Source organism: Pedobacter sp. 01N310, from assembly GCF_056399805.1.
This window is the reverse complement of the sequence record NZ_JBFTSB010000006.1, coordinates 339,682-357,867: the sequence shown is the minus strand read 5'-3', so window position 1 is coordinate 357,867 and position 18,186 is coordinate 339,682. Positions and strand designations below refer to the sequence as shown.

General features: G+C 35.9%; 23 protein-coding genes. 7 read left to right on the top strand and 16 right to left on the bottom strand.

The features are described 5' to 3' along the window. Positions 1 to 251 precede the first annotated feature (251 nt). From AC1DNH_RS15310 to AC1DNH_RS15300, 3 genes are all read left to right on the top strand, one after another. Complete coding sequence (locus tag AC1DNH_RS15310) at positions 252 to 761, top strand: 2'-5' RNA ligase family protein (RefSeq protein ID WP_477625486.1); 510 nt, start codon at positions 252 to 254, stop codon at positions 759 to 761. Positions 762 to 867: 106 nt separating this feature from the next. Continuing rightward, positions 868 to 1,302: a hypothetical protein gene (locus AC1DNH_RS15305; protein ID WP_477585894.1), complete on the top strand. Its 435-nt coding sequence runs from the start codon at positions 868 to 870 to the stop codon at positions 1,300 to 1,302. An 85-nt stretch (positions 1,303 to 1,387) separates the two neighbouring features. Then, positions 1,388 to 2,419 carry an Atu2307/SP_0267 family LLM class monooxygenase gene (locus AC1DNH_RS15300; protein WP_477610842.1) on the top strand — a complete coding sequence of 344 codons (1,032 nt, stop codon included), beginning with the start codon at positions 1,388 to 1,390 and terminating at the stop codon, positions 2,417 to 2,419. Position 2,420: 1 nt separating this feature from the next. On the opposite strand, the gene AC1DNH_RS15295 is transcribed toward AC1DNH_RS15300, so the two are convergent. Next, positions 2,421 to 2,864 carry a DUF4395 domain-containing protein gene (locus tag AC1DNH_RS15295; RefSeq protein WP_477585125.1) on the bottom strand — a complete coding sequence of 148 codons (444 nt, stop codon included), beginning with the start codon at positions 2,862 to 2,864 and terminating at the stop codon, positions 2,421 to 2,423. Positions 2,865 to 3,109: 245 nt separating this feature from the next. On the opposite strand from AC1DNH_RS15295, the gene AC1DNH_RS15290 reads away from it, so the two are divergent. From AC1DNH_RS15290 to AC1DNH_RS15280, 3 genes are all read left to right on the top strand, one after another. Further along, entirely contained in the window at positions 3,110 to 3,562 is a 453-nt protein-coding gene (locus tag AC1DNH_RS15290) for a DUF1569 domain-containing protein (protein WP_477585126.1), read from the top strand. Between the two features lie 115 nt (positions 3,563 to 3,677). Next, positions 3,678 to 4,103, top strand: coding sequence for a VOC family protein (locus AC1DNH_RS15285; RefSeq protein WP_477585127.1), 426 nt, complete (start codon positions 3,678 to 3,680; stop codon positions 4,101 to 4,103). Between the two features lie 53 nt (positions 4,104 to 4,156). Next, positions 4,157 to 5,113 carry a zinc dependent phospholipase C family protein gene (locus AC1DNH_RS15280; RefSeq protein WP_477585128.1) on the top strand — a complete coding sequence of 319 codons (957 nt, stop codon included), beginning with the start codon at positions 4,157 to 4,159 and terminating at the stop codon, positions 5,111 to 5,113. Here AC1DNH_RS15280 and AC1DNH_RS15275 read toward each other — a convergent pair whose 3' ends face one another. From AC1DNH_RS15275 to AC1DNH_RS15235, 9 genes are all read right to left on the bottom strand, one after another. Beyond that, complete coding sequence (locus AC1DNH_RS15275; RefSeq protein WP_426328283.1) at positions 5,114 to 5,800, bottom strand: DedA family protein; 687 nt, start codon at positions 5,798 to 5,800, stop codon at positions 5,114 to 5,116. Between the two features lie 64 nt (positions 5,801 to 5,864). Then, on the bottom strand, positions 5,865 to 6,566 hold the full coding sequence (locus tag AC1DNH_RS15270; protein WP_477585130.1) for a DUF4397 domain-containing protein: 702 nt from the start codon (positions 6,564 to 6,566) through the stop codon (positions 5,865 to 5,867). A 59-nt stretch (positions 6,567 to 6,625) separates the two neighbouring features. Then, entirely contained in the window at positions 6,626 to 7,303 is a 678-nt protein-coding gene (locus AC1DNH_RS15265) for a DUF4397 domain-containing protein (RefSeq protein ID WP_477610446.1), read from the bottom strand. 85 nt (positions 7,304 to 7,388) lie between these two features. Beyond that, positions 7,389 to 8,513, bottom strand: a complete 1,125-nt coding sequence (dnaN, locus tag AC1DNH_RS15260) for a DNA polymerase III subunit beta (protein WP_086545224.1) — start codon at positions 8,511 to 8,513, stop codon at positions 7,389 to 7,391. A gap of 33 nt (positions 8,514 to 8,546) precedes the next feature. Continuing rightward, the gene (gldG, locus tag AC1DNH_RS15255) at positions 8,547 to 10,232 is read right to left on the bottom strand and encodes a gliding motility-associated ABC transporter substrate-binding protein GldG (RefSeq protein WP_477584652.1); all 1,686 of its coding nucleotides are present in this window, start codon (positions 10,230 to 10,232) and stop codon (positions 8,547 to 8,549) included. Continuing rightward, positions 10,232 to 10,957: a gliding motility-associated ABC transporter permease subunit GldF gene (gene gldF, locus AC1DNH_RS15250; RefSeq protein ID WP_477625485.1), complete on the bottom strand. Its 726-nt coding sequence runs from the start codon at positions 10,955 to 10,957 to the stop codon at positions 10,232 to 10,234. Before gldF ends, gldG begins: the two co-directional genes overlap by 1 nt. Before the next feature lie 438 nt (positions 10,958 to 11,395). Beyond that, entirely contained in the window at positions 11,396 to 12,052 is a 657-nt protein-coding gene (locus tag AC1DNH_RS15245) for a porin family protein (RefSeq protein ID WP_477610338.1), read from the bottom strand. Between the two features lie 192 nt (positions 12,053 to 12,244). Then, positions 12,245 to 12,775, bottom strand: a complete 531-nt coding sequence (locus AC1DNH_RS15240) for a hypothetical protein (protein WP_477584828.1) — start codon at positions 12,773 to 12,775, stop codon at positions 12,245 to 12,247. A gap of 237 nt (positions 12,776 to 13,012) precedes the next feature. After that, entirely contained in the window at positions 13,013 to 13,339 is a 327-nt protein-coding gene (locus AC1DNH_RS15235) for a hypothetical protein (protein ID WP_477584827.1), read from the bottom strand. Positions 13,340 to 13,358: 19 nt separating this feature from the next. Between AC1DNH_RS15235 and AC1DNH_RS15230 the strand changes: the two genes are divergently transcribed. Further along, on the top strand, positions 13,359 to 13,562 hold the full coding sequence (locus AC1DNH_RS15230) for a hypothetical protein (RefSeq protein WP_477584826.1): 204 nt from the start codon (positions 13,359 to 13,361) through the stop codon (positions 13,560 to 13,562). Here AC1DNH_RS15230 and AC1DNH_RS15225 read toward each other — a convergent pair. The 6 genes from AC1DNH_RS15225 to AC1DNH_RS15200 all read right to left on the bottom strand — a co-directional run bounded on the left by AC1DNH_RS15225 (position 13,559) and on the right by AC1DNH_RS15200 (position 17,970). Next, on the bottom strand, positions 13,559 to 14,266 hold the full coding sequence (locus tag AC1DNH_RS15225) for an ATP-binding cassette domain-containing protein (protein ID WP_477584825.1): 708 nt from the start codon (positions 14,264 to 14,266) through the stop codon (positions 13,559 to 13,561). The genes AC1DNH_RS15230 and AC1DNH_RS15225 overlap by 4 nt on opposite strands. A gap of 83 nt (positions 14,267 to 14,349) precedes the next feature. Continuing rightward, on the bottom strand, positions 14,350 to 15,270 hold the full coding sequence (locus tag AC1DNH_RS15220) for a glycerophosphodiester phosphodiesterase family protein (RefSeq protein ID WP_477610336.1): 921 nt from the start codon (positions 15,268 to 15,270) through the stop codon (positions 14,350 to 14,352). Positions 15,271 to 15,362: 92 nt separating this feature from the next. After that, the gene (locus tag AC1DNH_RS15215) at positions 15,363 to 15,995 is read right to left on the bottom strand and encodes a response regulator transcription factor (RefSeq protein ID WP_477610335.1); all 633 of its coding nucleotides are present in this window, start codon (positions 15,993 to 15,995) and stop codon (positions 15,363 to 15,365) included. Beyond that, positions 15,992 to 16,777, bottom strand: coding sequence for a sensor histidine kinase (locus tag AC1DNH_RS15210; protein WP_477625484.1), 786 nt, complete (start codon positions 16,775 to 16,777; stop codon positions 15,992 to 15,994). The genes AC1DNH_RS15215 and AC1DNH_RS15210 overlap by 4 nt, the downstream gene beginning before the upstream one ends. Further along, on the bottom strand, positions 16,756 to 17,403 hold the full coding sequence (locus tag AC1DNH_RS15205; protein WP_477625483.1) for a hypothetical protein: 648 nt from the start codon (positions 17,401 to 17,403) through the stop codon (positions 16,756 to 16,758). The genes AC1DNH_RS15210 and AC1DNH_RS15205 overlap by 22 nt, the downstream gene beginning before the upstream one ends. Before the next feature lie 12 nt (positions 17,404 to 17,415). Beyond that, entirely contained in the window at positions 17,416 to 17,970 is a 555-nt protein-coding gene (locus tag AC1DNH_RS15200; protein WP_477611385.1) for a hypothetical protein, read from the bottom strand. Between the last annotated feature and the right edge of the window lie 216 nt (positions 17,971 to 18,186).

Sequence of the window (18,186 nt, the reverse complement as noted above, 5' to 3'; positions counted from 1 at the left end):
GCTGATATGACCTTATGTTCCTTATATGGTTCAAATCTGTTTAAAATTTTCATTCCGAACTTTTATTTGGAAAGCAATGCCAATGTTTATCGGCTCCGAAAGCCCCGCTTTTGTTTCTGCCGATGCTAAGTTAGTGCCGATTCATCGGTAAAGAATCGGCATCCACGCCAATCGGGTTTGAACAACTCGGGCAAGTAAAAAAACTGAGATTGCAGGGTGCATAAACTAAATTGTAAGTATTATCTTCGGGTATGCTTAAAGTCAGACGTCAGCTTACATTATTTCTCACCGAACAAAATGAAAACATCGAGAAAATCAGAGCTGAGTTTAATCCTGTCCAACATAATTTAATTCCGGCCCACATAACTTTGTGCAGGGAAGATGAAATTGGAGAGTTGGGAAAGATTATAACGAATATGCAATCGATAAAACTCAACAGCCCTATCAAAATTCAGTTTAAAGCTGTTGAACGATTCCAAAACGGCAAAGGTGTCTTTATTCCCGGAAAAGACCACAATCGTGATTTCGACCAATTAAGAGCGTCTATATTAAGCGGAATAATCAACTCCCCAAGAATACAGCTTCCTCATATTACACTAATGCACCCTAGAAATTCAACATGTAGTGACGAAATTTTCAAACAGATAAAAGTTTATAAATTACCTCATGAAATAAGTTTTAATCAGGTAATTTTAATCGAACAGGTAAACGAGAGCCCGTGGAAATCAATTAATAGTTTTCGCATTACAATAGCCCCATAAAGAAGCCATGGAAACACTCGATATTCAACGAATGAGCAAAGTAATTGATGGCGTTTATAACGGGATCATTTCTATGAAGCTGTAAAAACCAACGCCTGTTTCAAACATGATCACATCGATAAAAGTTAAAGACAATAGCAATTTGGGCCCATTACTCTATATTTTTGGTTTCTTCCCATTATTTTTAGTTAATCTCACTTTTATCTTTAACCTGAGTTATCTTCAATCAACATTAATTACAATGACGATATTGATAGTCTTTCTGATATTCTTTTTCAAAAATCTAATAGCTAAACAAGAGGAATATGCCATCATAGCAGATGAAAATGAGATCACATTCTTAAAATTGGGAACTTTTAAGTGGAATGAAATCAAAATGATTAAAGCTATTCCTGATCTAGCATTTAGCCGTAACAGGTACAAATTCATGAATATTACTTTACAGAATGGTAAAAAGTTTAAGATCGACACTACCAACTTCGATTATCCCAATCACGAACTCGAAACCATTTTTAAGACTTTAGGTAAACTGGCTGATTAATTATAAGTCTTTACCTCTTTTCTTAACATACATCAAAAATGGCTAGCCCTGTATCCATTAACTTTGTTAAAATTATTTTAACATTATGGAATTAGGTATCGGTATGTTTGGCGATTTGCAGATTAATGCAAAAGGAGAAATTCAACCCGCTCAGCAAAGACTTCAGGAAATTATAGCAGAAATAAAACTAATGGATGAGGTTGGTTTAGATTTTTATGGAATTGGCGAACATCATCGCCCTGATTATGCCGTATCGAGCCCCGAAATTATATTGGCTGCCGCTGCTACTATAACCAAAAACATTAAATTAAGCAGTGCAGTTTCGGTTTTAAGTTCATCCGACCCCGTTAAATTGTATCAAAATTTTGCCACAATAGATTTAATTTCAAATGGCAGGGCCGAATTAATGGCTGGTCGTGGAAGTTTTATCGAATCGTTTCCACTGTTTGGTTATAACCTACAGGATTACGACGAGCTTTATGAAGAGAAGTTAGAATTACTCCTTAAAATAAACAAGGAGTCCAAAATCAGCTGGAAAGGCAAGTTCAGACCAGAACTAAATAACCAGGAAATATTACCAAGAGCCGTTAACGACAATTTAAAAATTTGGGTGGCCGTTGGTGGAACACCCGAATCGGTAGAACGGGCTGGTAGATTAGGCTTGCCTGTAATGTTTGCCATCATTGGTGGTCAGCCGATACAGTTTAAGCCGCTTTTCGACTACTATAAACGAGTTTATGAAGCTCATGGGCACGACAAGAGTAAATTTGAAGTAGGTGTACATATGCACGCTTTATTTGGCGAAAACAGTAGCGAAGTTGCAGATTACTACTACCCACTTTATTCTGCTCAGATGAACAGGATTGGTAAATCACGCGGCTGGGCACCTTATCAACGCAATCAGTTCGACGCCGGCCGAAACAGTAGTGGTGCTTTAATTATTGGCGATGTAAACGAATCGGTAGAGAAGATTTTAGCCATGGAAGAAACCTTTGGTTTAACACGTTTCTCAGCACACATGGATGTAGGGGGGCCATCTCACACAGCCTTAATGAAATCAATTGAATTATTCGGAAGCAAAATTGCTCCAAAAGTACGCGAGGCTTTAAAGAAATAAATTAAGCCTCATTCTTTTTAGTGAAAATCTGCAAAAAAGAATAGATATAACAACCGACGCAGATGGCGAATAAACTCTCTAACAAAGCAAAAACGATCATGATGGAGGTAAAAATCAGCGCTGCATTATAAAAATCAAATAGAAATACCGCGGTAATCAAAAGGCAGAATCCAAAGCCTAAGGTTGCCGCGAACTTTTTTGGGGCCAGATCCTTCATTTTCGGCGAAAGCGAAAGTGCGTCGGCTATTTTAATCGCAATAAATTTCAACAAACTAAATTTACCCGTTGTAAATGCCCTTAAAGCAAAATCAAATATTAGAGAAACAATTGCCCAATAATTTGAAAACACAACACAAGCAATTGCGATTACAGCAACCATAAAGGCAATAATCCTAACTACATTTTCATTTACTCTTTCTGCTGATATTGGGCAAGATAATTCCATAGGGACAATTTGAGGCAAATTTAAGGAATTTATTTAACCACAGATAAAAAAGGATGCACACAGATAATCTCAAATACAAAAATCTGTGTTTTATCTGTGTGCATCAGTGGTTGAAAACACCAAACTTCATTCTACAAGTGCAGTAAAAGCAATGTCTCAATTCATTCACTCATGTTTTTCACCTCCTTATAAAATACATCCTTATATTTAGTGAAATAAATTACGCACTACCAGATAAACAAACCATGAAGACCATTTTCCAACCCGCAGTAACTAGCGAAATTATTGAAAGAATTAACAAACTTACTCCTACTACCACTCAACTTTGGGGTAAAATGAACGTTGCACAGATGTTGGCACATTGCAATGTAACTTACGAAATGGTTTACAATGACATTCATCCAAAACCGGGGCCAATAATGAGGTTTATCCTGAAAAAACTAGTCAAAAGCAAAGTAGTAAGCGAAAAGCCTTATCCTAAAAATAATCAGACAGCCCCTCAATTTATTATTAAGGATGAAAAAGATTTTGAAAAAGAGAAGATGCGTTTAATCGATTACATTAATCAAACCCAACAACTCGGCGAAAATCATTTCGATGGGAAAGAATCACATTCATTTGGGCCGTTAGCAAAAACGGAGTGGAACAATATGTTTTATAAACACCTGGACCACCATTTAGCACAATTCGGAGCTTAGCTAAGAACATAACAGCAAATTATTGTCCAAATTACCCCCTTAAATCGTCACTTTTAAACCTTACACAGGCTAAAAATCTTGCTTAACTTGTGGTAACATAAAAAATTTATATAAAATGGCAAAACCACTTGTAACATGTCTTTGGTTTGACGGACAAGCCGAAGCAGCAGCAAAATACTATTGTACAGTTTTTAAAGATTCCAAAATTACGCAGGTTACTCCTATGGTAGTTACTTTCGAATTAAACGGAAATAAATTTATGGGCCTTAATGGCGGTCCACAGTTTAAATTCGATGAAGCTATTTCTCTTATGGTAAACTGCGACAGTCAGGAAGAGATAGACTATTATTGGGATACTTTCTTAAATGACGGGGGCACAGAGAGCGTTTGCGGATGGCTAAAGGATAAATTCGGACTTTCATGGCAAATTGTTCCATCAAACATCGGTGAGCTAATGGCAACGCCCGAAAGAGCAAAAAGAGTAATGGACGCCGTTATGAAAATGAAAAAGCTTGATATGAAAAAAATGGAAGAGGCATAATTTTAACTTCTACACCCTTTGAGTTACAAAGAAAATTGCTTATCTTAGGCTATATGAAAAGATTAACGATTTTAACCGCGTTAATCATCCCTATATTTCTTTGTACCTCTTGGGGGTTCTTTGCACATCAAAGGATAAACAACCTTGCTGTTTTCACTTTGCCTTCTGATATGATCGGTTTCTATAAAAAGAATATCAAATACATTACCGAACATGCCGTTGACCCAGATAAACGTAGGTATGCTGATACGCTCGAAGCACCGCGGCATTACCTCGATGTGGAGAACTATGAGAAAAATATTGATAGTATTCCCGAAAAATGGGATGATGCCCTGGCTAAGTACGGCAAAAAAAAACTAAACACTGATGGTATTATCCCCTGGCATATACAGCGTAGTTATTATGGTTTAGTTAAAGCCTTTAAAACGCGTGATTCGATAAAAATTCTAAAATATTCTGCAGACCTGGGTCATTACATTGGCGATGCTCACGTTCCTTTACATACTACCGCAAACCACAATGGCCAACTCACTAATCAGGTAGGTATACATGCCTTTTGGGAAAGCCGTTTACCCGAATTGTTTTCAACTCATTACAATTTTGTTGTTGGCAAAGCAGATTATATTGAAAACCCATTACAAGAAATCTGGAAAATACTTAAACACACACACAGTTTGGTTGATACCGTATTAACTTTCGAAGCTGAACTGAATGCATCATTTCCTTCCGACAAAAAGTATAGCTTTTCTGAAAGGAATAATACTGTACTGAAACAATACGCTATGGCCTATTCAAAAGCTTACCATACTAAAATGAATAACATGGTAGAAAAGCAAATGCGTGCTGCCATATTAAAAACGGGATCATTCTGGTATTCTGCCTGGGTTGATGCGGGTCAGCCAGTGCTTAAAAACCTAATTAAAACAGCATTATTACCTGATGAAAAAATAGAAAGTGAAGCGGTAGAAAGGAAATATCAAAATGGTTCTCTAATTGGTAGGGAACTATAATTATGCCTTTGTATCCTCTCCTTCAATAATTGCCTCAATCTTTTTAGGTTGAAAACGGCTTCTGATGGCTGCCCAGATGGCGGGAACAAAAGTTACCACAGCAATAAAAATAATAACCAGTTCGAAGTTGTTTTTAATTACCGGAATCTGTCCTAATAAATAACCGCCTAACAATAATGCAAATATCCAGGCTACTCCACCAATAATGTTATAATAGGTAAAACGACCGAAAGGCATTTTGGCTATTCCAGCTACAAATGGTGCAATGGTTCTGAAAATTGGAAGAAACCTACTCAACATAATGGCCTTACCACCATGTTTCTCAAAAAATTCGTGAGATTGATGATAATATTTAAGCTTCAAAATCTTATTTTTTTCTTTAAATACACCTGCGCCTAAAACACTTCCGAGTTTATAGTTAACTGTATTTCCTAAAATTGCTGCTACAATTAAAATAATGAGCATGATCCAGATATTTAAACCAGTTTCATGTTCGCCAGCAATTAAAGCGCCCATTGCAAAAAGCAACGAGTCGCCAGGAAGGAACGGTGTTACCACAAAACCAGTTTCAGCAAAAATAATCAGGAATAAAATGAGGTAAGTCCAGGTACGGTATTCGTTAACAATTTCAGCTAAATGTACGTCTATATGAAGAATAAAATCTATAAGCTGCTGTAGTAGTTCCATTTATCTAATTTTGGGCAAAAGTATGAATATCAAAGGGATTAAATGCTAGTATATTGCAATAAAATTAGTTGGCTGAGATGATTCGATTTTTAAGTTCTCCCTTTTTATCGCCATCAAATAATATAAGGTAAACCCTACCATTATTGATATTAAGAGAATCTAAGCGTGGTACCACAGGTGGTGGGTTTGTCGCAGTAGGACTAGTTAATTTAAAGGCAAATTTCATGTTTTTATTAACTTTAACCTTTAAAGTTTTAATCGCTCCATATGCAATTGTAGATTCTACAGGTTTGGCTGTATCTGTGCTATCGGTAATTACAACACTAGAGCCTAGTGTGTAACCAAGGTTTAAAAAAGTTAGTTTAGCTGAATCAAGATCTGGTTTTACATCATCGGTATAAACTTTTAATTTTGCAGGATCGCCAGTTTTTTCTTTATAATAAAAAACAGAATAATTCTGTCCGATTTTAAATGTTTGCTCTCCTAATGAAGCTACATCAACACCTGTATTTATATTTCGTGTGGTTATATTATAAGCAGCATCACCTGCAACAACTACATAACTTGTATTTGTATTGTAAGCAACAGGTGTTCCTATTTGTATTCCATTTAAATAGAAACTTTGCGTAGTATCAGTTGAAGCAGCCTGAAAGAATCGAACTTTAGCATCACCTTCAATTAAATTATCGTTTTTGATGCATGAGCTGATTAAAACGGCAAGTATAAGAAGAAGAAATATTTTAGGAAACAATACTTTGTTTTTCATAATTAATCGCTGATGCTAATAAAACGTAAAGATAGCAGAAAGCATATTAAACTTTGAAATTAATTATCGGTAATGATATGTGCTTCTAAGGTTGCTGCCGTTGTGCCACTAAACCAAATGGTATATATCTTTCCCCCTTCTAAAGCCGTACTTTGAATGGTTTTAACATTACCAGAACCCACTACAGTATATCTTAAATTAAATCCTGTATCTACGGCAAAATAGTTAGATGCTTCTTTAAAAGCCAATCCATTAACAAACTGGGTACCGCCTTGTACCATAACATTTATACCAGTGGCAAAATTTGGCGTCAGATTAATTAGTTTGATTTTAGCTTTATCTGACTCTGTATTACTTAAATTATCTTCATAGCTCACTATTTCCATCTCTCCTTTTTTATTGGTAACCAAAAAAGTAGTGTAAGTAATAGATGGCGTAAAGTTTAAAGAGGTATCAGTAGTTGTATTATTTGTGCCGGCATAAGAAACATTTCTATTACCAGAAGGTATTTTTACATAATCGCTGGTTTCGCCAAAGGCTAAAGCAACAGTGGTTAGTTTTTCATTATCTAAATAAACATCCTGATGTATATCGGCCTGCGACGCATTGACCATTTTTACCTTGGCCTGGCCTTTTACTACTTCATCTGGATTGTCCTTTTTACAGGATAATAGGCCTATACTACATAAAATGATGAGCAAAATCAGTGATTTCGAGAGATTGTTATAGATTTTCATTGGTTGTGTGAGTTGATTATAAACAAAAATGGCTCGGTCAAAAACCAAGCCACTTTGTTAATAAAACTAATAAATTAGTTTTTTTTTAATAACTATTATTTAGCATCACAGGCATCACCAACATTAAAACATCCTCATTTTCATCATTGGTTTGTGGAATTAAAAGCCCTGCTCTGTTTGGTGTCGAAAGTTCTAAAGTAACTTCATCACCACTTAAATTGCTCAACATTTCGATTAAAAAGCGTGCATTAAAGCCTATTTCGAGGTCTTCACCATCATATTGGCAGCTTAAACGCTCGTGTGCTTCATTAGCAAAATCTAAATCCTCTGAAGAGATATTTAATTCGCTTCCGCTAATTTTCAGTCTTACCTGATGTGTCGTTTTATTCGCAAAAATTACAACCCTACGAAGTGTATTTAAAAACAAACTTCTGTCGATAATTAGTTTGTTAGGATTATTGGTTGGAATTACCGCCTCATAATCTGGATAACGCTCGTCTATTAAACGACACACTAAATTGATATTTTCGAACTTAAAGAAAGCGCTTGTTGCATTATAATCAACTGATACATTAATATCAGTTGAAGGTAAAGCAGCCTTCAAAAGTGTTAAAGCTTTTTTAGGGAGAATAAATGAGGTTGCTTTATCTGCCTTGCTATCCATACGGCGGTATCTTACCAGTTTATGTGCATCGGTAGCTACAAAGGTAATGTGCTGAGGGGATAACTGACAGAATACACCTGTCATGGCCGGGCGCAACTCATCGTTACTTACCGCAAAAATAGTTTTTGTAATGGCTTCAGTTAAAACAGACGCGGGTAAGTTTACAGAAGATGCGTTTTCCACTACTGGAATCTTCGGAAAATCATCACCATTTTCACCACTTAATTTATACTTACCATCTCCGGCACTGATCTCGATCGCAAAAGTACTATCATCGATATTAAATGCGATAGGCTGATCTGGCAATGTTTTAAGCGTATCTAATAAAATTTTAGATGGAACAGCTACTTTACCTTCTTCCTTTGATTCTACAGCCAAAGCAGTTGTCATGCTGGTTTGCAGATCGGTAGCAGAGATAGTTAAGTTTCCATCTTTAATTTCGAAGAGAAAATTTTCTAATATAGGCAAAACCGTACTGCTGCTTGATGCACCATTTACGGTTTGTAAGTGTTTTAATAGAGTTGATGTGGATACAATAAATCTCATGATATTATTTAGTCTTCTTCAAAAATATAAAAATTATTTAGCGTACTTGTATTTGCGGTGATAATGTTGAAAAATCGCAAAGAATATTAACAATAGCAAGGGTGCCACTACATTTATAAATTGCCATTTCGTTTTTTCGAGCTTAATTTTGGCTTTATCCAACAATCTGATTTTTACTTCTTTATTTCGTAGCGCAATTAAGTTGTCGTTATCCGTAAAATAATCAACAATATTGAGCAATAATGCCTTATTACCAAAAGTACGCTGCGAATAACGGTCGAAACCTAGTGGAGAAGGAGTTCCATTTTGCTCCGATACCTGGTTTTTAAAAATATCGCCATCTCCTATCACAATCATTTTAGCCGGTTTACTTATACTTTCCAGGGTGTAAGGTTGCGTAATGGTAGCTGGTAAGGGGCGCCCGGCAAAAACCGATGGAAAATTACCTTCTAACATTAAACCAACATGCTGTGGTTTACTTTGGAAAGACCGTGGATCTAACTGTTCGCTCACCATTTGCAAGCTAAACAATTTCGGCACATTATACACTTTATTATAGGGAGATGTAGCTAAAATATATGATTTCTTTACACCTTTAACACCAATAGTATCTACTGTACTGGGAAATTCAGATTTCACACCATCCAGCTTTTTCACAACGCTTTCTACAGTATCCGGTAATAAAATCGGGTAATAAATCCAGGGCACCAATTGCATCTGGTTCTGCCCGCCTACAACACCTGTAGAAACCGGAATCTCGGCACTGTTTGCCGGATCGGCAATAATATTATAATTAATCCTTGCACCATACATAAAAAGCATATCATCAAGGTTCAAATTACTGTTAACTGCCATCTGCCCACTTTTTCCCCGCAAGCTATCCAATTCGGCACTTACCTGATCAATACTCCAAAGTACCCTCCCGCCGTTCATTACGAAATAGTTAATTTTGTATTTCTCAGTTTCTGTAAAAGGTTTTTTGGGTTTGGCGATAATCAACATTTTCAATTTATCAAGCCCTGTTTTATCAATGCTATTTAAATCAATCCGGCCAACCAGATAACTGCTAGATAGGGTGTGAATGGCATCAGCCAATTGTAAATCAGATAGTTCGCCATTTGATTCTGAAAAACCAATCCGAGGGTTATCACCAGAAAGTACTTTCTTTAAACTCGAAGTAAAAATATACTCCAGGTTTTCAATAGAGCGGTTTATATTGTCTTCGTAATTTCCGCGGGTATCTAAATTTTGAAAGAGTTTAATGGGAAATTCCTTTCCTTCGCTTTCCATCATCGCCATCGGAAATACGAGTTTCTGCGTTAATCCACTTTCAGTTTTAACGCTTAAACTGGTTGCTTCTATACCGCTTTCGTACAAATTATTGATTACTGTATCTTGATCAGCCTGATTAAGACCCGCTATCGGGTCAACAAAAACCACCTTGACCCCGGTTTTAGCATAGGCTTGATAATCAGATAAAATATCTGACACCGCAGCCTGCAAACGTTTAAACGCAGGTGGTAACTCTCCCGCTAAAAATACAGTAATGATTACCGGTTTTTTATTTTGCTCCAATAAAGATTTCGTTTTATCACTTAAAGTAAAACGCTTATCGGCAGTAAAATCAAAACGATGAAAAGCGTACTGACCTACGATATTTAAAATAATTAACGCGGCTATAACGATGATAGCATTAAGCCATTTATTCTTCAGCTTCATTATCGTTTTCCTCCCATTATTAATTTGGTGAACAATAAAAACAGCACAGAAAATGAAATAAAGTAAATTAGATCTCTGGTATCTAAAACACCACGGCTTATCGAAGTATAATGTTGATTAATCCCTAAATTGCTAATAATATGCTCCATACTTTGAAATGCAGCAAGCTGACTGCTGTAATCAAAACCTAAAAAAGCGAATGCACATAAAGCAGCGCTGATTACAAAAGCAATCACCTGATTTTTAGTCAATGCCGATGAGAAAATACCTATGGATGTAAAGGCAGCACCCAATAAAAATAAACCGATATAAGAGCCAATAACCGATCCTGAATCGATATTTCCTTCAGGAAAACCCAGTTTTGAAATGCTGTAGTAATAAATTACTGTTGGAATTAGGGCAAAAAGTACCAGAACCAAACTTGCTAAATACTTTGCCAAAACAATCTGCCAGATTTGGATGGGCCGGGTAATTAAAAGCTCATAAGTCCCCTCTTTCCGCTCTTCGGCAAAAGAGCGCATGGTAATGGCCGGAATAAGAAACATGAAAAGATAAGGCACTAAACTGAAAAAACCATCAAGTTCGGCATAACCATAATCAAGTACCGAGGTATCAGGAAAAAACCAGAGTAACAGGCCAGAAACCAATAGAAAAATGCCAATGGTAATATAAGCAACCATCGAACTTAAGAAACTGAATAACTCGCGTTTAAAAACTGCGTACATGTGCTATTAAAACGCCGAAGTTAACCATTTATTCCTGCAAATTTAAAAGGAATTGATTAAATGAATGTATTAGTAAATCAGCAATATTTAAATTTAAAAAGAGGCTGTATCATAAATTTCGAATTATCATCCTGAAGGTTAATTTATTGTATAAAAATCGATACGAATAACTGATTTTTTTTTGCAAATGTTAAGTTACGAGGGATCGTCATTCCCAACTTGATTGGGAATCGTAATGCAAGCGCTTTAAGATTCCCGCCTGCGCGGGAATGACGATTATTCTATTTAAGTCTGTCAATGGTAGCCTGTCGAAGAACTTAATTAAATAAACCTTTAATGTGTTTCGACAGGCTCTCCGTAGGAGTCCTTTGGACGACATGACAAAATCTGAGAAGAATTGTCTTTATGATACAACCTCTTCTTTATTTCTCGGTTCTTTTAGAAAGAAAAACCTACCCCTAATGAGAAAACTTTATTTTTAAAGGTAATCTCATCCGAAAGATCTGTATCTGCTATACTGCTTAGACCTAATCCGTAGCCTGCATGAATATTAAAACCATTGTTTAATTGGTAACCAGCTAAAAAGTTTAGACCAAAATCAGTTCGTTTAAATTCCGATTCTGCCTCGCCAAATTTGATATCTTCTTTTACCGACCCATATTTACCATTTGCGCTTAAGGCGTAAGCAACGTACGGTCCGGCACCAAGAAACACCTTACCAGCGCTTCCTACTTTAAAATTCGCCAATAGGTTTACCGGTAACTCCAGATATTTAAAGTTTAATGTTGCCTCTTCAGTGGTTGCAATGTCATTATCTTCGAAATCCATATCACCGCTGGCCAGTTTTGTTCCTTTGTTTATAAAAGTTAAACCAGGTTGAATTGAAATTACATCAGACAGTACGAATTCGGCCGTACCGCCAACATAATAAGATGTTTTTGCATCAAAACTTACCGATGCGTTTCCTGATGATATGGTCATGTTTGGAAAGGCCACCCCGGCTTTCACGCCAAAAATTACAGGTTTGTTTGTTTGAGCTGAAGCTGCAAAGCCTAAACCTGCAACTGTTAATAAAGATAATACTAGTTTTTTCATCTGATTTTGAGAGTTGTTTTTGAAAATTATTTTTTAGTTTCCGTGCTTTCGCCTATACGGCTAAAACAGTACAATAATAAATAAACTAATTTGATAGTTAAAATTATTTTGTAACCGATGAAACCTTAAATAGCTGATAAACAACAAAGCCCCCAATTTCTTGGAGGCTTCTAAATAAATTATGGTTTAATACTATAAACCGAATGCAAAAGCAGCACGTAAGCCAATAAAGCCTGTAGAACCACCATTTCCTGACCAATTTTCGTAACGTAAACCGAAATCTAAACTAGATTTATCGGCAACAGAAAATGATGCGCCTAAAGTTGGTGCAACTGCAAATAAAGTACTACCACCTGTTTCAGTGCTAATTGCCGCACCTAATTCGCCAGCGCCATAAAAGTTACCACCAAAATAGTATTTAGCACCAGCTTTTAACGGGATAACACCATAACTCGTTTTTGCCCCAATAGACTTTAAAAAATCTTTTGCATCTCCTGTAGCCATTAATGATAAATAACCAGCTGAACCAGTTAAATTTAAATCCTTAGCCACTGGATGTTCGTACTGCAATGAACCGCCTACGATTAAGGTATTTGAATTTTTTTCTGTCGGTAAACCAAATTCAGCACCAATGCTTAGTTTTTGAACTGCTCCTTCTGTTTGAGCTGAAGCTGCAAAGCCCAGGCCTGCAACCATTAATAAAGAAAGTAATACTTTTTTCATGTGATTTTTATTTATTGTTCGTTAATTATTTGCATTTATAGACAAGCATGATGCCAAAAACGTTACAAATAAAATAAAAAAGACAAAATACAAATAACAAATAACTGATATACAGACAATTAAACACAAACTGAATTTATTCCAAATAGTTGTAATCGGTGATAAAATGTCTGAATAACTGTATGTTTATCACGAATAATTGAATTAAAAACAATAATTTGTCCTCTTAATTACGAGTTATAATCTAAATATATATGCAAATCTAATTCCAACAAAACCTTTGGTATTGGTCTTATTTAAATCGGACAACTCATTTTTACCCGTCCATGCTTCATATCTGATCCCTAAATCGAGTTTATTTTCGCCAGATAGCTTAAATTGATTCCCTATACCAGGCGACCAAACAAATAAAGTTTTTTGCCCATTATTTAATGGCAATGCCGCCCCTAACTGCCCTTCGGCGTAAAAACTTTCTCCCAGCTGATATTTCAAGCCAGCTTTAGCGGGTATATAGGTTAAATCCTGAACCTTAAAAAGCTGATTTCGCTTACCAAAAAAATTCATAAAACCTCCGTTTAAGGATATGGCAAAATCAGCAGCTATTGGGAAATCAGCTTTTATTGATGCACCTAAACCTATTCCAGATAAATTAACGAAGTTTCCCGATGGCAAACCTATTTCGGCACCAATACCAATATTAGGGGTATTTTGGGCTTTCAATATAACAGGTGTTAAAAATAGAAGAACTATTAAGGCATTTTTTATTTTTTGGCAAAGCATGAATTAAGCAGTAAGTTTTCTAAAAATATCTTCTAATGATTGCTGTTGGTGCATTTTTTTTAGGCCTTCGAGTGAATCTTTCGCTACGATTTTACCTTTGCTAATGATGATGATGTCATCGCAAATGGCTTCAACCTCTTGCATAATGTGGGTAGAGATGACAACCGTTTTAGCAGCACCTAATGTTTTGATCAGCTGCCTAATATCAACCAATTGGTTCGGGTCTAAACCAGAAGTAGGCTCATCTAAAATTAAAACCGCAGGATTATGGATTATCGCCTGAGCCAAACCTACCCTTTGACGGTACCCTTTGGATAACGCACCGATTTTTTTATGTTGCTCTGGTGTTAAGCCTACCATTTTGATGACTTCATCAATCCGTGCAGGTAAATTGGTAAGGTTATACGTTTGACCAACAAAATTTAAAAATTCCTTTACGTACATATCAGCGTAAAGCGGTGTATTTTCAGGCAGGTAACCAATATGCTTTTTAGCTTCAATGGCATCGTAAAGAATGCTTTTACCAGAAATTTCAGCCTCACCTGAGGTAGGCTCTAAATAACCGCTAAGCATACGCATGGTTGTAGATTTACCAGCTCCATTAGGGCCAAGAAAACCCAAAATACGACCTGGCCTGGCTTCAAAGCTAATCGAATCGACCGCCTTTTGCTTATCGTAATGTTTAGAAAGATTTTTAACTGAAATACTCATTTTGTGTTTTTTACCACAGATTTGCACAGACACAGATTTCATAATTGGTTAAACCGATCTGTGTTCACCCTTTCCATCTGTGGTTAATTTATATGCGCTGAACTTAATTTTTTATTATACCTGAACTTATCCAGTTCTTCTGATGCCTGTGGTAAATTATCGCCCGATAAAATATCTGCACCATTGTTAACCAGATGATAATAAACATTTTTTACCGGACTGGCAATGGCGCTTTTATCGATATTCCCCATGGTGCCTAAAATAGTGGTAATGCCTTTGTTGTGCAGGTATTGGTACAATTCTTTATCCGGAGCAGAAACACCAACAAAAGCTACAATACGGTTATAGGGTATGCCCAAGCTATTTAAACGTTTCAATTCTGCTTTCTTTTGAATGGAAGCTGAAATCATGAGTTCGGGTGCCAATTGATGTACCTCCTTGGCCTGATAGGCAGTATAAGTAATGATTATTGAATTACTTTCTACTTTATATTGTCTTACCTTTTCGATCACTTTGGCATAAGAAACACCCTTTTTCAAATCGATGGTTAATAAAACTTTTCCTTTGCTCCAGCTTAATACACTATCCAAAGTCGGGATTTTAAATTTTGTTTCTTTGCCCTCATCGTCTTTAAGATTGAAAGCCTTTAATTCTTCGTAAGTATAATTGCCAATCGGCCCTTTTCCTGTCGACGTACGATCGAGCTGATCATCGTGCATAATCACCATTACCGAATCTTTACTGTAAGCAATGTCGAATTCGATAATTACTGGATTATAGGTAGTCGCATTATCGAAAGTTTCGATACAGTTTTCAGGAAAACCAGGCATTAGACCTCCACGATGGGCACTGACTAATGGAAAACGATTTTCTGGCGACCATTTTAAGAATTGATATAACTCCGTTGGTGTATTAAACTTAATATATTGATGGCTTTTTTCTTCTGGTTTGCATGAGGTAAAAACTGCAACCATAACCAAAAACAGCAAATGATGGAATTTCATGCTTCAAAAGTAAGGTTAATTGGTTAATTGTTGAAATCTGATAATCGCGCTATCATATCAGTTTACCATTCATACTTTCAAATAATTAACCTTTACGCAAAGCCATTTTTGATGGCAAAAACAGCCAATCCAACCCGCGTTTTAAGTTCGAGTTTTTCGCATAACTGATCGCGATAGCTTTCAACAGTACGTGGGCTACAGAACATTTTATCGGCTATTTCCTTATAATTAAGCTCGGTAACGGTGTATTTTAAAAACTCTTTCTCCCGATCTGAAATTTTGATCTCAGCATCTTTGGTTTTATTTAGGCTGGAGAAAATGATTTTTGATGCCCAGTCAGGGTAAAAAAATCCGTTGATATTCAATTTTGTGAGCGCGTTTTCGAGCTCTACCGGATGCGCATTTTTTAACAGATAGCCTTTGGCACCGTTGCTAACCATTTTAATCACACTTTTCTCTTCACCCTGCATACTCAGGGCCATTACTTTTACCTCCGGATGGTGTGCAGTTACCCAGGTTACGGTTTCAAAACCATCCATAATGGGCATACTGATATCTAAAAGTAAAATATCGGGGATTTTATTGCTGTTTTCGAAGTTTTTAATCAGCTCTTTTCCGTTCTCACAAACATACATCACCTCAAATGCTGCAAAATTATCTATAATGCCCTGAAGTGCCTTTGCAATCAGGATATGATCATCAACAATAGCTATAGTTTTTTTCATGCCGGGCCATTTAAAATAATAGTAAGTGTAGTGCCTAAATCGGGTTTGCTTTCTAAATTAAATTGTCCACCGATAATTTCGGCTCTTTTTTTCATGTTTTTTAATCCTATACCATCAGAAGTGACTTTAGTATAATCAAATCCTACTCCATCATCCTGTATTTTTAACGCTAAAAAAACTTCAAGAGAAGAGTTTAACTGGATTTTGATATTGCTGCAATGCGCATGTTTTAAGCTATTTTGAAGAAATTCTTGGGTTATCCTTAATAATACATTCTTTTTTACAAACTCCAGATCTATACTTTCGAAATTGTATTGAAAGGTTACCTTACATTTTTTCAAAGCATTGAGGTTGTTCACTTCTTCCTGTATTAAAGTTACAATTTCATTTTCACTTATATTATCGTTCGTTAAGTTTTTCGACAAACTCCTCAAGTCTTGCAACGATGAATTAATGATCTGATAAATCTGCTCAATTCTTTTACTTGCCTGAGGCACTTTGTTTTCGTGCACCAGTTGCTGGGTATAAAGGCTCACCAATGTTAATTTCTGCCCGATATTATCGTGTAATTCGCGGCCAATCTGCTGCATGGTGGCCTGTTGAATTTCTAACTGGGTAGTTAAAAGTTCCTTCTGGTGTATTTCGTTGGTGATTTTAATTTCATTCAGATATTCCCTTTTCCGTTCTTTATATTTTTTAATATAGACCATAATGGCGACTACAAAGAGCACGAAAAACAGGTTAAAAAGGATGATGGTAATTAAGAGCTCTGTTTTCCCCATATAAATGAAATTGAGAATAATACATACATTACAATCCCTGATATCAGAAAATAATCGAAATAAATATTCCAGATCTGGATATAAGCCCGCAATAACGAATAAAACGTAAGAAAAGGTAATGTACCGATATAGAATAAGGTTACGCCTAAATTAATATAAAACATTCTATTTTCTTGAAAGTTGAGAATGTTGATTGAGTTTACCTGATTATAATATTCTTTGATAACCAAAAACATTAAGAGTAAACATCCAAAAGTATAGCTAAAGGAAAAATATACTTTACTTTCCTTAAAGAATAATCTGCTGAGTATAAATGAAATTATGTACAACAAAGAGAGTATCCAAAATAGTCTTTTATCCTTAAATGATTTTACGGCATAAAGCCAGTAAAAAAAGATAAACTGGAAAGGGATAACGATATAGTTATAATATTTAGTTTTTGAAAAGCTGATATATTCTCCTCCCCATTTCCCAATTACTTCACAGATAAAAATAGTGGTCAGATAATAGATAAAATACCTCCAATGTTGTCCCTTTAACCGTTTAAAGTAGCAAAACGCAATCAATGCAGCCCCTCCTTCAATCCAGAGAAAAATGTCGCTCAGAAATTTCTGGAAGTCGTTCATTTCATTAAGATATTAATAAGTTTCTATTGCTGAATCGGCTGGTGGAATGGTTTGTCCATGGTTTTGAGCCATTACCTCACGCGATTGACTGTCACTACTATCCGAACTCATGGCCATTAAGGTAATGGGTTGCTCTTTTTCTCTTTCTTTTAGCGGGAAAGTAGTACGGTCTAAAGGGTTAAAGTCGTAATCCTGGTAACTTCCATCGCTGCTCTTCTTCTTTAAAGTGGGGATCATAACAAGTGTATGTTTTTGGGCATAATTTTTTCCTATCGATTTCTCCTCCTCAAAACTATTCCATTCGTTGTCTTTTGGATAAGCAGCGTAATAGAAACGGATACCCAATGCACCATCAGCAATGCGCGGGTCTACTTTTTTACTAAAAAATTCGATATCAGCGATGAATTTTTTTAGGGTTTTTAAACCGAAAGAAACAGAATGGGCATCGTTTATTCCCAATAATTTATTAATTGCTGCTAAATGGTTGTTGCGGTAATTATCTACCATTTGTTGGATTATTGCCGGATCCATCGTATTTGGACGTCCGCGCCTTTCATTTGTTTTCATAAGATCGATTAGTTTTAGTAACAGATAACATACTAGTACCCCACATAAAAATACGATAGCATAGCTAGGTAGATGTTGCATTTCCATAATTTTTTGAGTTTTAATTAAAGTTAACTTTTATTCCCAAATGTGATAAAACTTTTATAGATAACAGATGGGGTTTTCCCCATATTTTATTGTTGTTTTTACCGCTTTTTATTTTGTTGCTTTCACCAT

Coding starts and splice junctions, on each gene's coding strand:
- AC1DNH_RS15210 (WP_477625484.1), bottom strand. CDS start 16,777: ATGGGGAAAACAGAGCTCTTAATTACCATCATCCTTTTTAACCTGTTT.
- AC1DNH_RS15305 (WP_477585894.1), top strand. CDS start 868: ATGATCACATCGATAAAAGTTAAAGACAATAGCAATTTGGGCCCATTA.
- AC1DNH_RS15220 (WP_477610336.1), bottom strand. CDS start 15,270: ATGAAATTCCATCATTTGCTGTTTTTGGTTATGGTTGCAGTTTTTACC.
- AC1DNH_RS15285 (WP_477585127.1), top strand. CDS start 3,678: ATGGCAAAACCACTTGTAACATGTCTTTGGTTTGACGGACAAGCCGAA.
- AC1DNH_RS15310 (WP_477625486.1), top strand. CDS start 252: ATGCTTAAAGTCAGACGTCAGCTTACATTATTTCTCACCGAACAAAAT.
- gldG (WP_477584652.1), bottom strand. CDS start 10,232: ATGAAGCTGAAGAATAAATGGCTTAATGCTATCATCGTTATAGCCGCG.
- AC1DNH_RS15295 (WP_477585125.1), bottom strand. CDS start 2,864: ATGGAATTATCTTGCCCAATATCAGCAGAAAGAGTAAATGAAAATGTA.
- AC1DNH_RS15270 (WP_477585130.1), bottom strand. CDS start 6,566: ATGAAAAACAAAGTATTGTTTCCTAAAATATTTCTTCTTCTTATACTT.
- AC1DNH_RS15200 (WP_477611385.1), bottom strand. CDS start 17,970: ATGAAAACAAATGAAAGGCGCGGACGTCCAAATACGATGGATCCGGCA.
- gldF (WP_477625485.1), bottom strand. CDS start 10,957: ATGTACGCAGTTTTTAAACGCGAGTTATTCAGTTTCTTAAGTTCGATG.
- AC1DNH_RS15205 (WP_477625483.1), bottom strand. CDS start 17,403: ATGAACGACTTCCAGAAATTTCTGAGCGACATTTTTCTCTGGATTGAA.
- AC1DNH_RS15215 (WP_477610335.1), bottom strand. CDS start 15,995: ATGAAAAAAACTATAGCTATTGTTGATGATCATATCCTGATTGCAAAG.
- AC1DNH_RS15300 (WP_477610842.1), top strand. CDS start 1,388: ATGGAATTAGGTATCGGTATGTTTGGCGATTTGCAGATTAATGCAAAA.
- AC1DNH_RS15275 (WP_426328283.1), bottom strand. CDS start 5,800: ATGGAACTACTACAGCAGCTTATAGATTTTATTCTTCATATAGACGTA.
- AC1DNH_RS15245 (WP_477610338.1), bottom strand. CDS start 12,052: ATGAAAAAACTAGTATTATCTTTATTAACAGTTGCAGGTTTAGGCTTT.
- AC1DNH_RS15235 (WP_477584827.1), bottom strand. CDS start 13,339: ATGAATTTTTTTGGTAAGCGAAATCAGCTTTTTAAGGTTCAGGATTTA.
- AC1DNH_RS15265 (WP_477610446.1), bottom strand. CDS start 7,303: ATGAAAATCTATAACAATCTCTCGAAATCACTGATTTTGCTCATCATT.
- dnaN (WP_086545224.1), bottom strand. CDS start 8,513: ATGAGATTTATTGTATCCACATCAACTCTATTAAAACACTTACAAACC.
- AC1DNH_RS15290 (WP_477585126.1), top strand. CDS start 3,110: ATGAAGACCATTTTCCAACCCGCAGTAACTAGCGAAATTATTGAAAGA.
- AC1DNH_RS15230 (WP_477584826.1), top strand. CDS start 13,359: ATGGCAAAATCAGCAGCTATTGGGAAATCAGCTTTTATTGATGCACCT.
- AC1DNH_RS15240 (WP_477584828.1), bottom strand. CDS start 12,775: ATGAAAAAAGTATTACTTTCTTTATTAATGGTTGCAGGCCTGGGCTTT.
- AC1DNH_RS15225 (WP_477584825.1), bottom strand. CDS start 14,266: ATGAGTATTTCAGTTAAAAATCTTTCTAAACATTACGATAAGCAAAAG.
- AC1DNH_RS15280 (WP_477585128.1), top strand. CDS start 4,157: ATGAAAAGATTAACGATTTTAACCGCGTTAATCATCCCTATATTTCTT.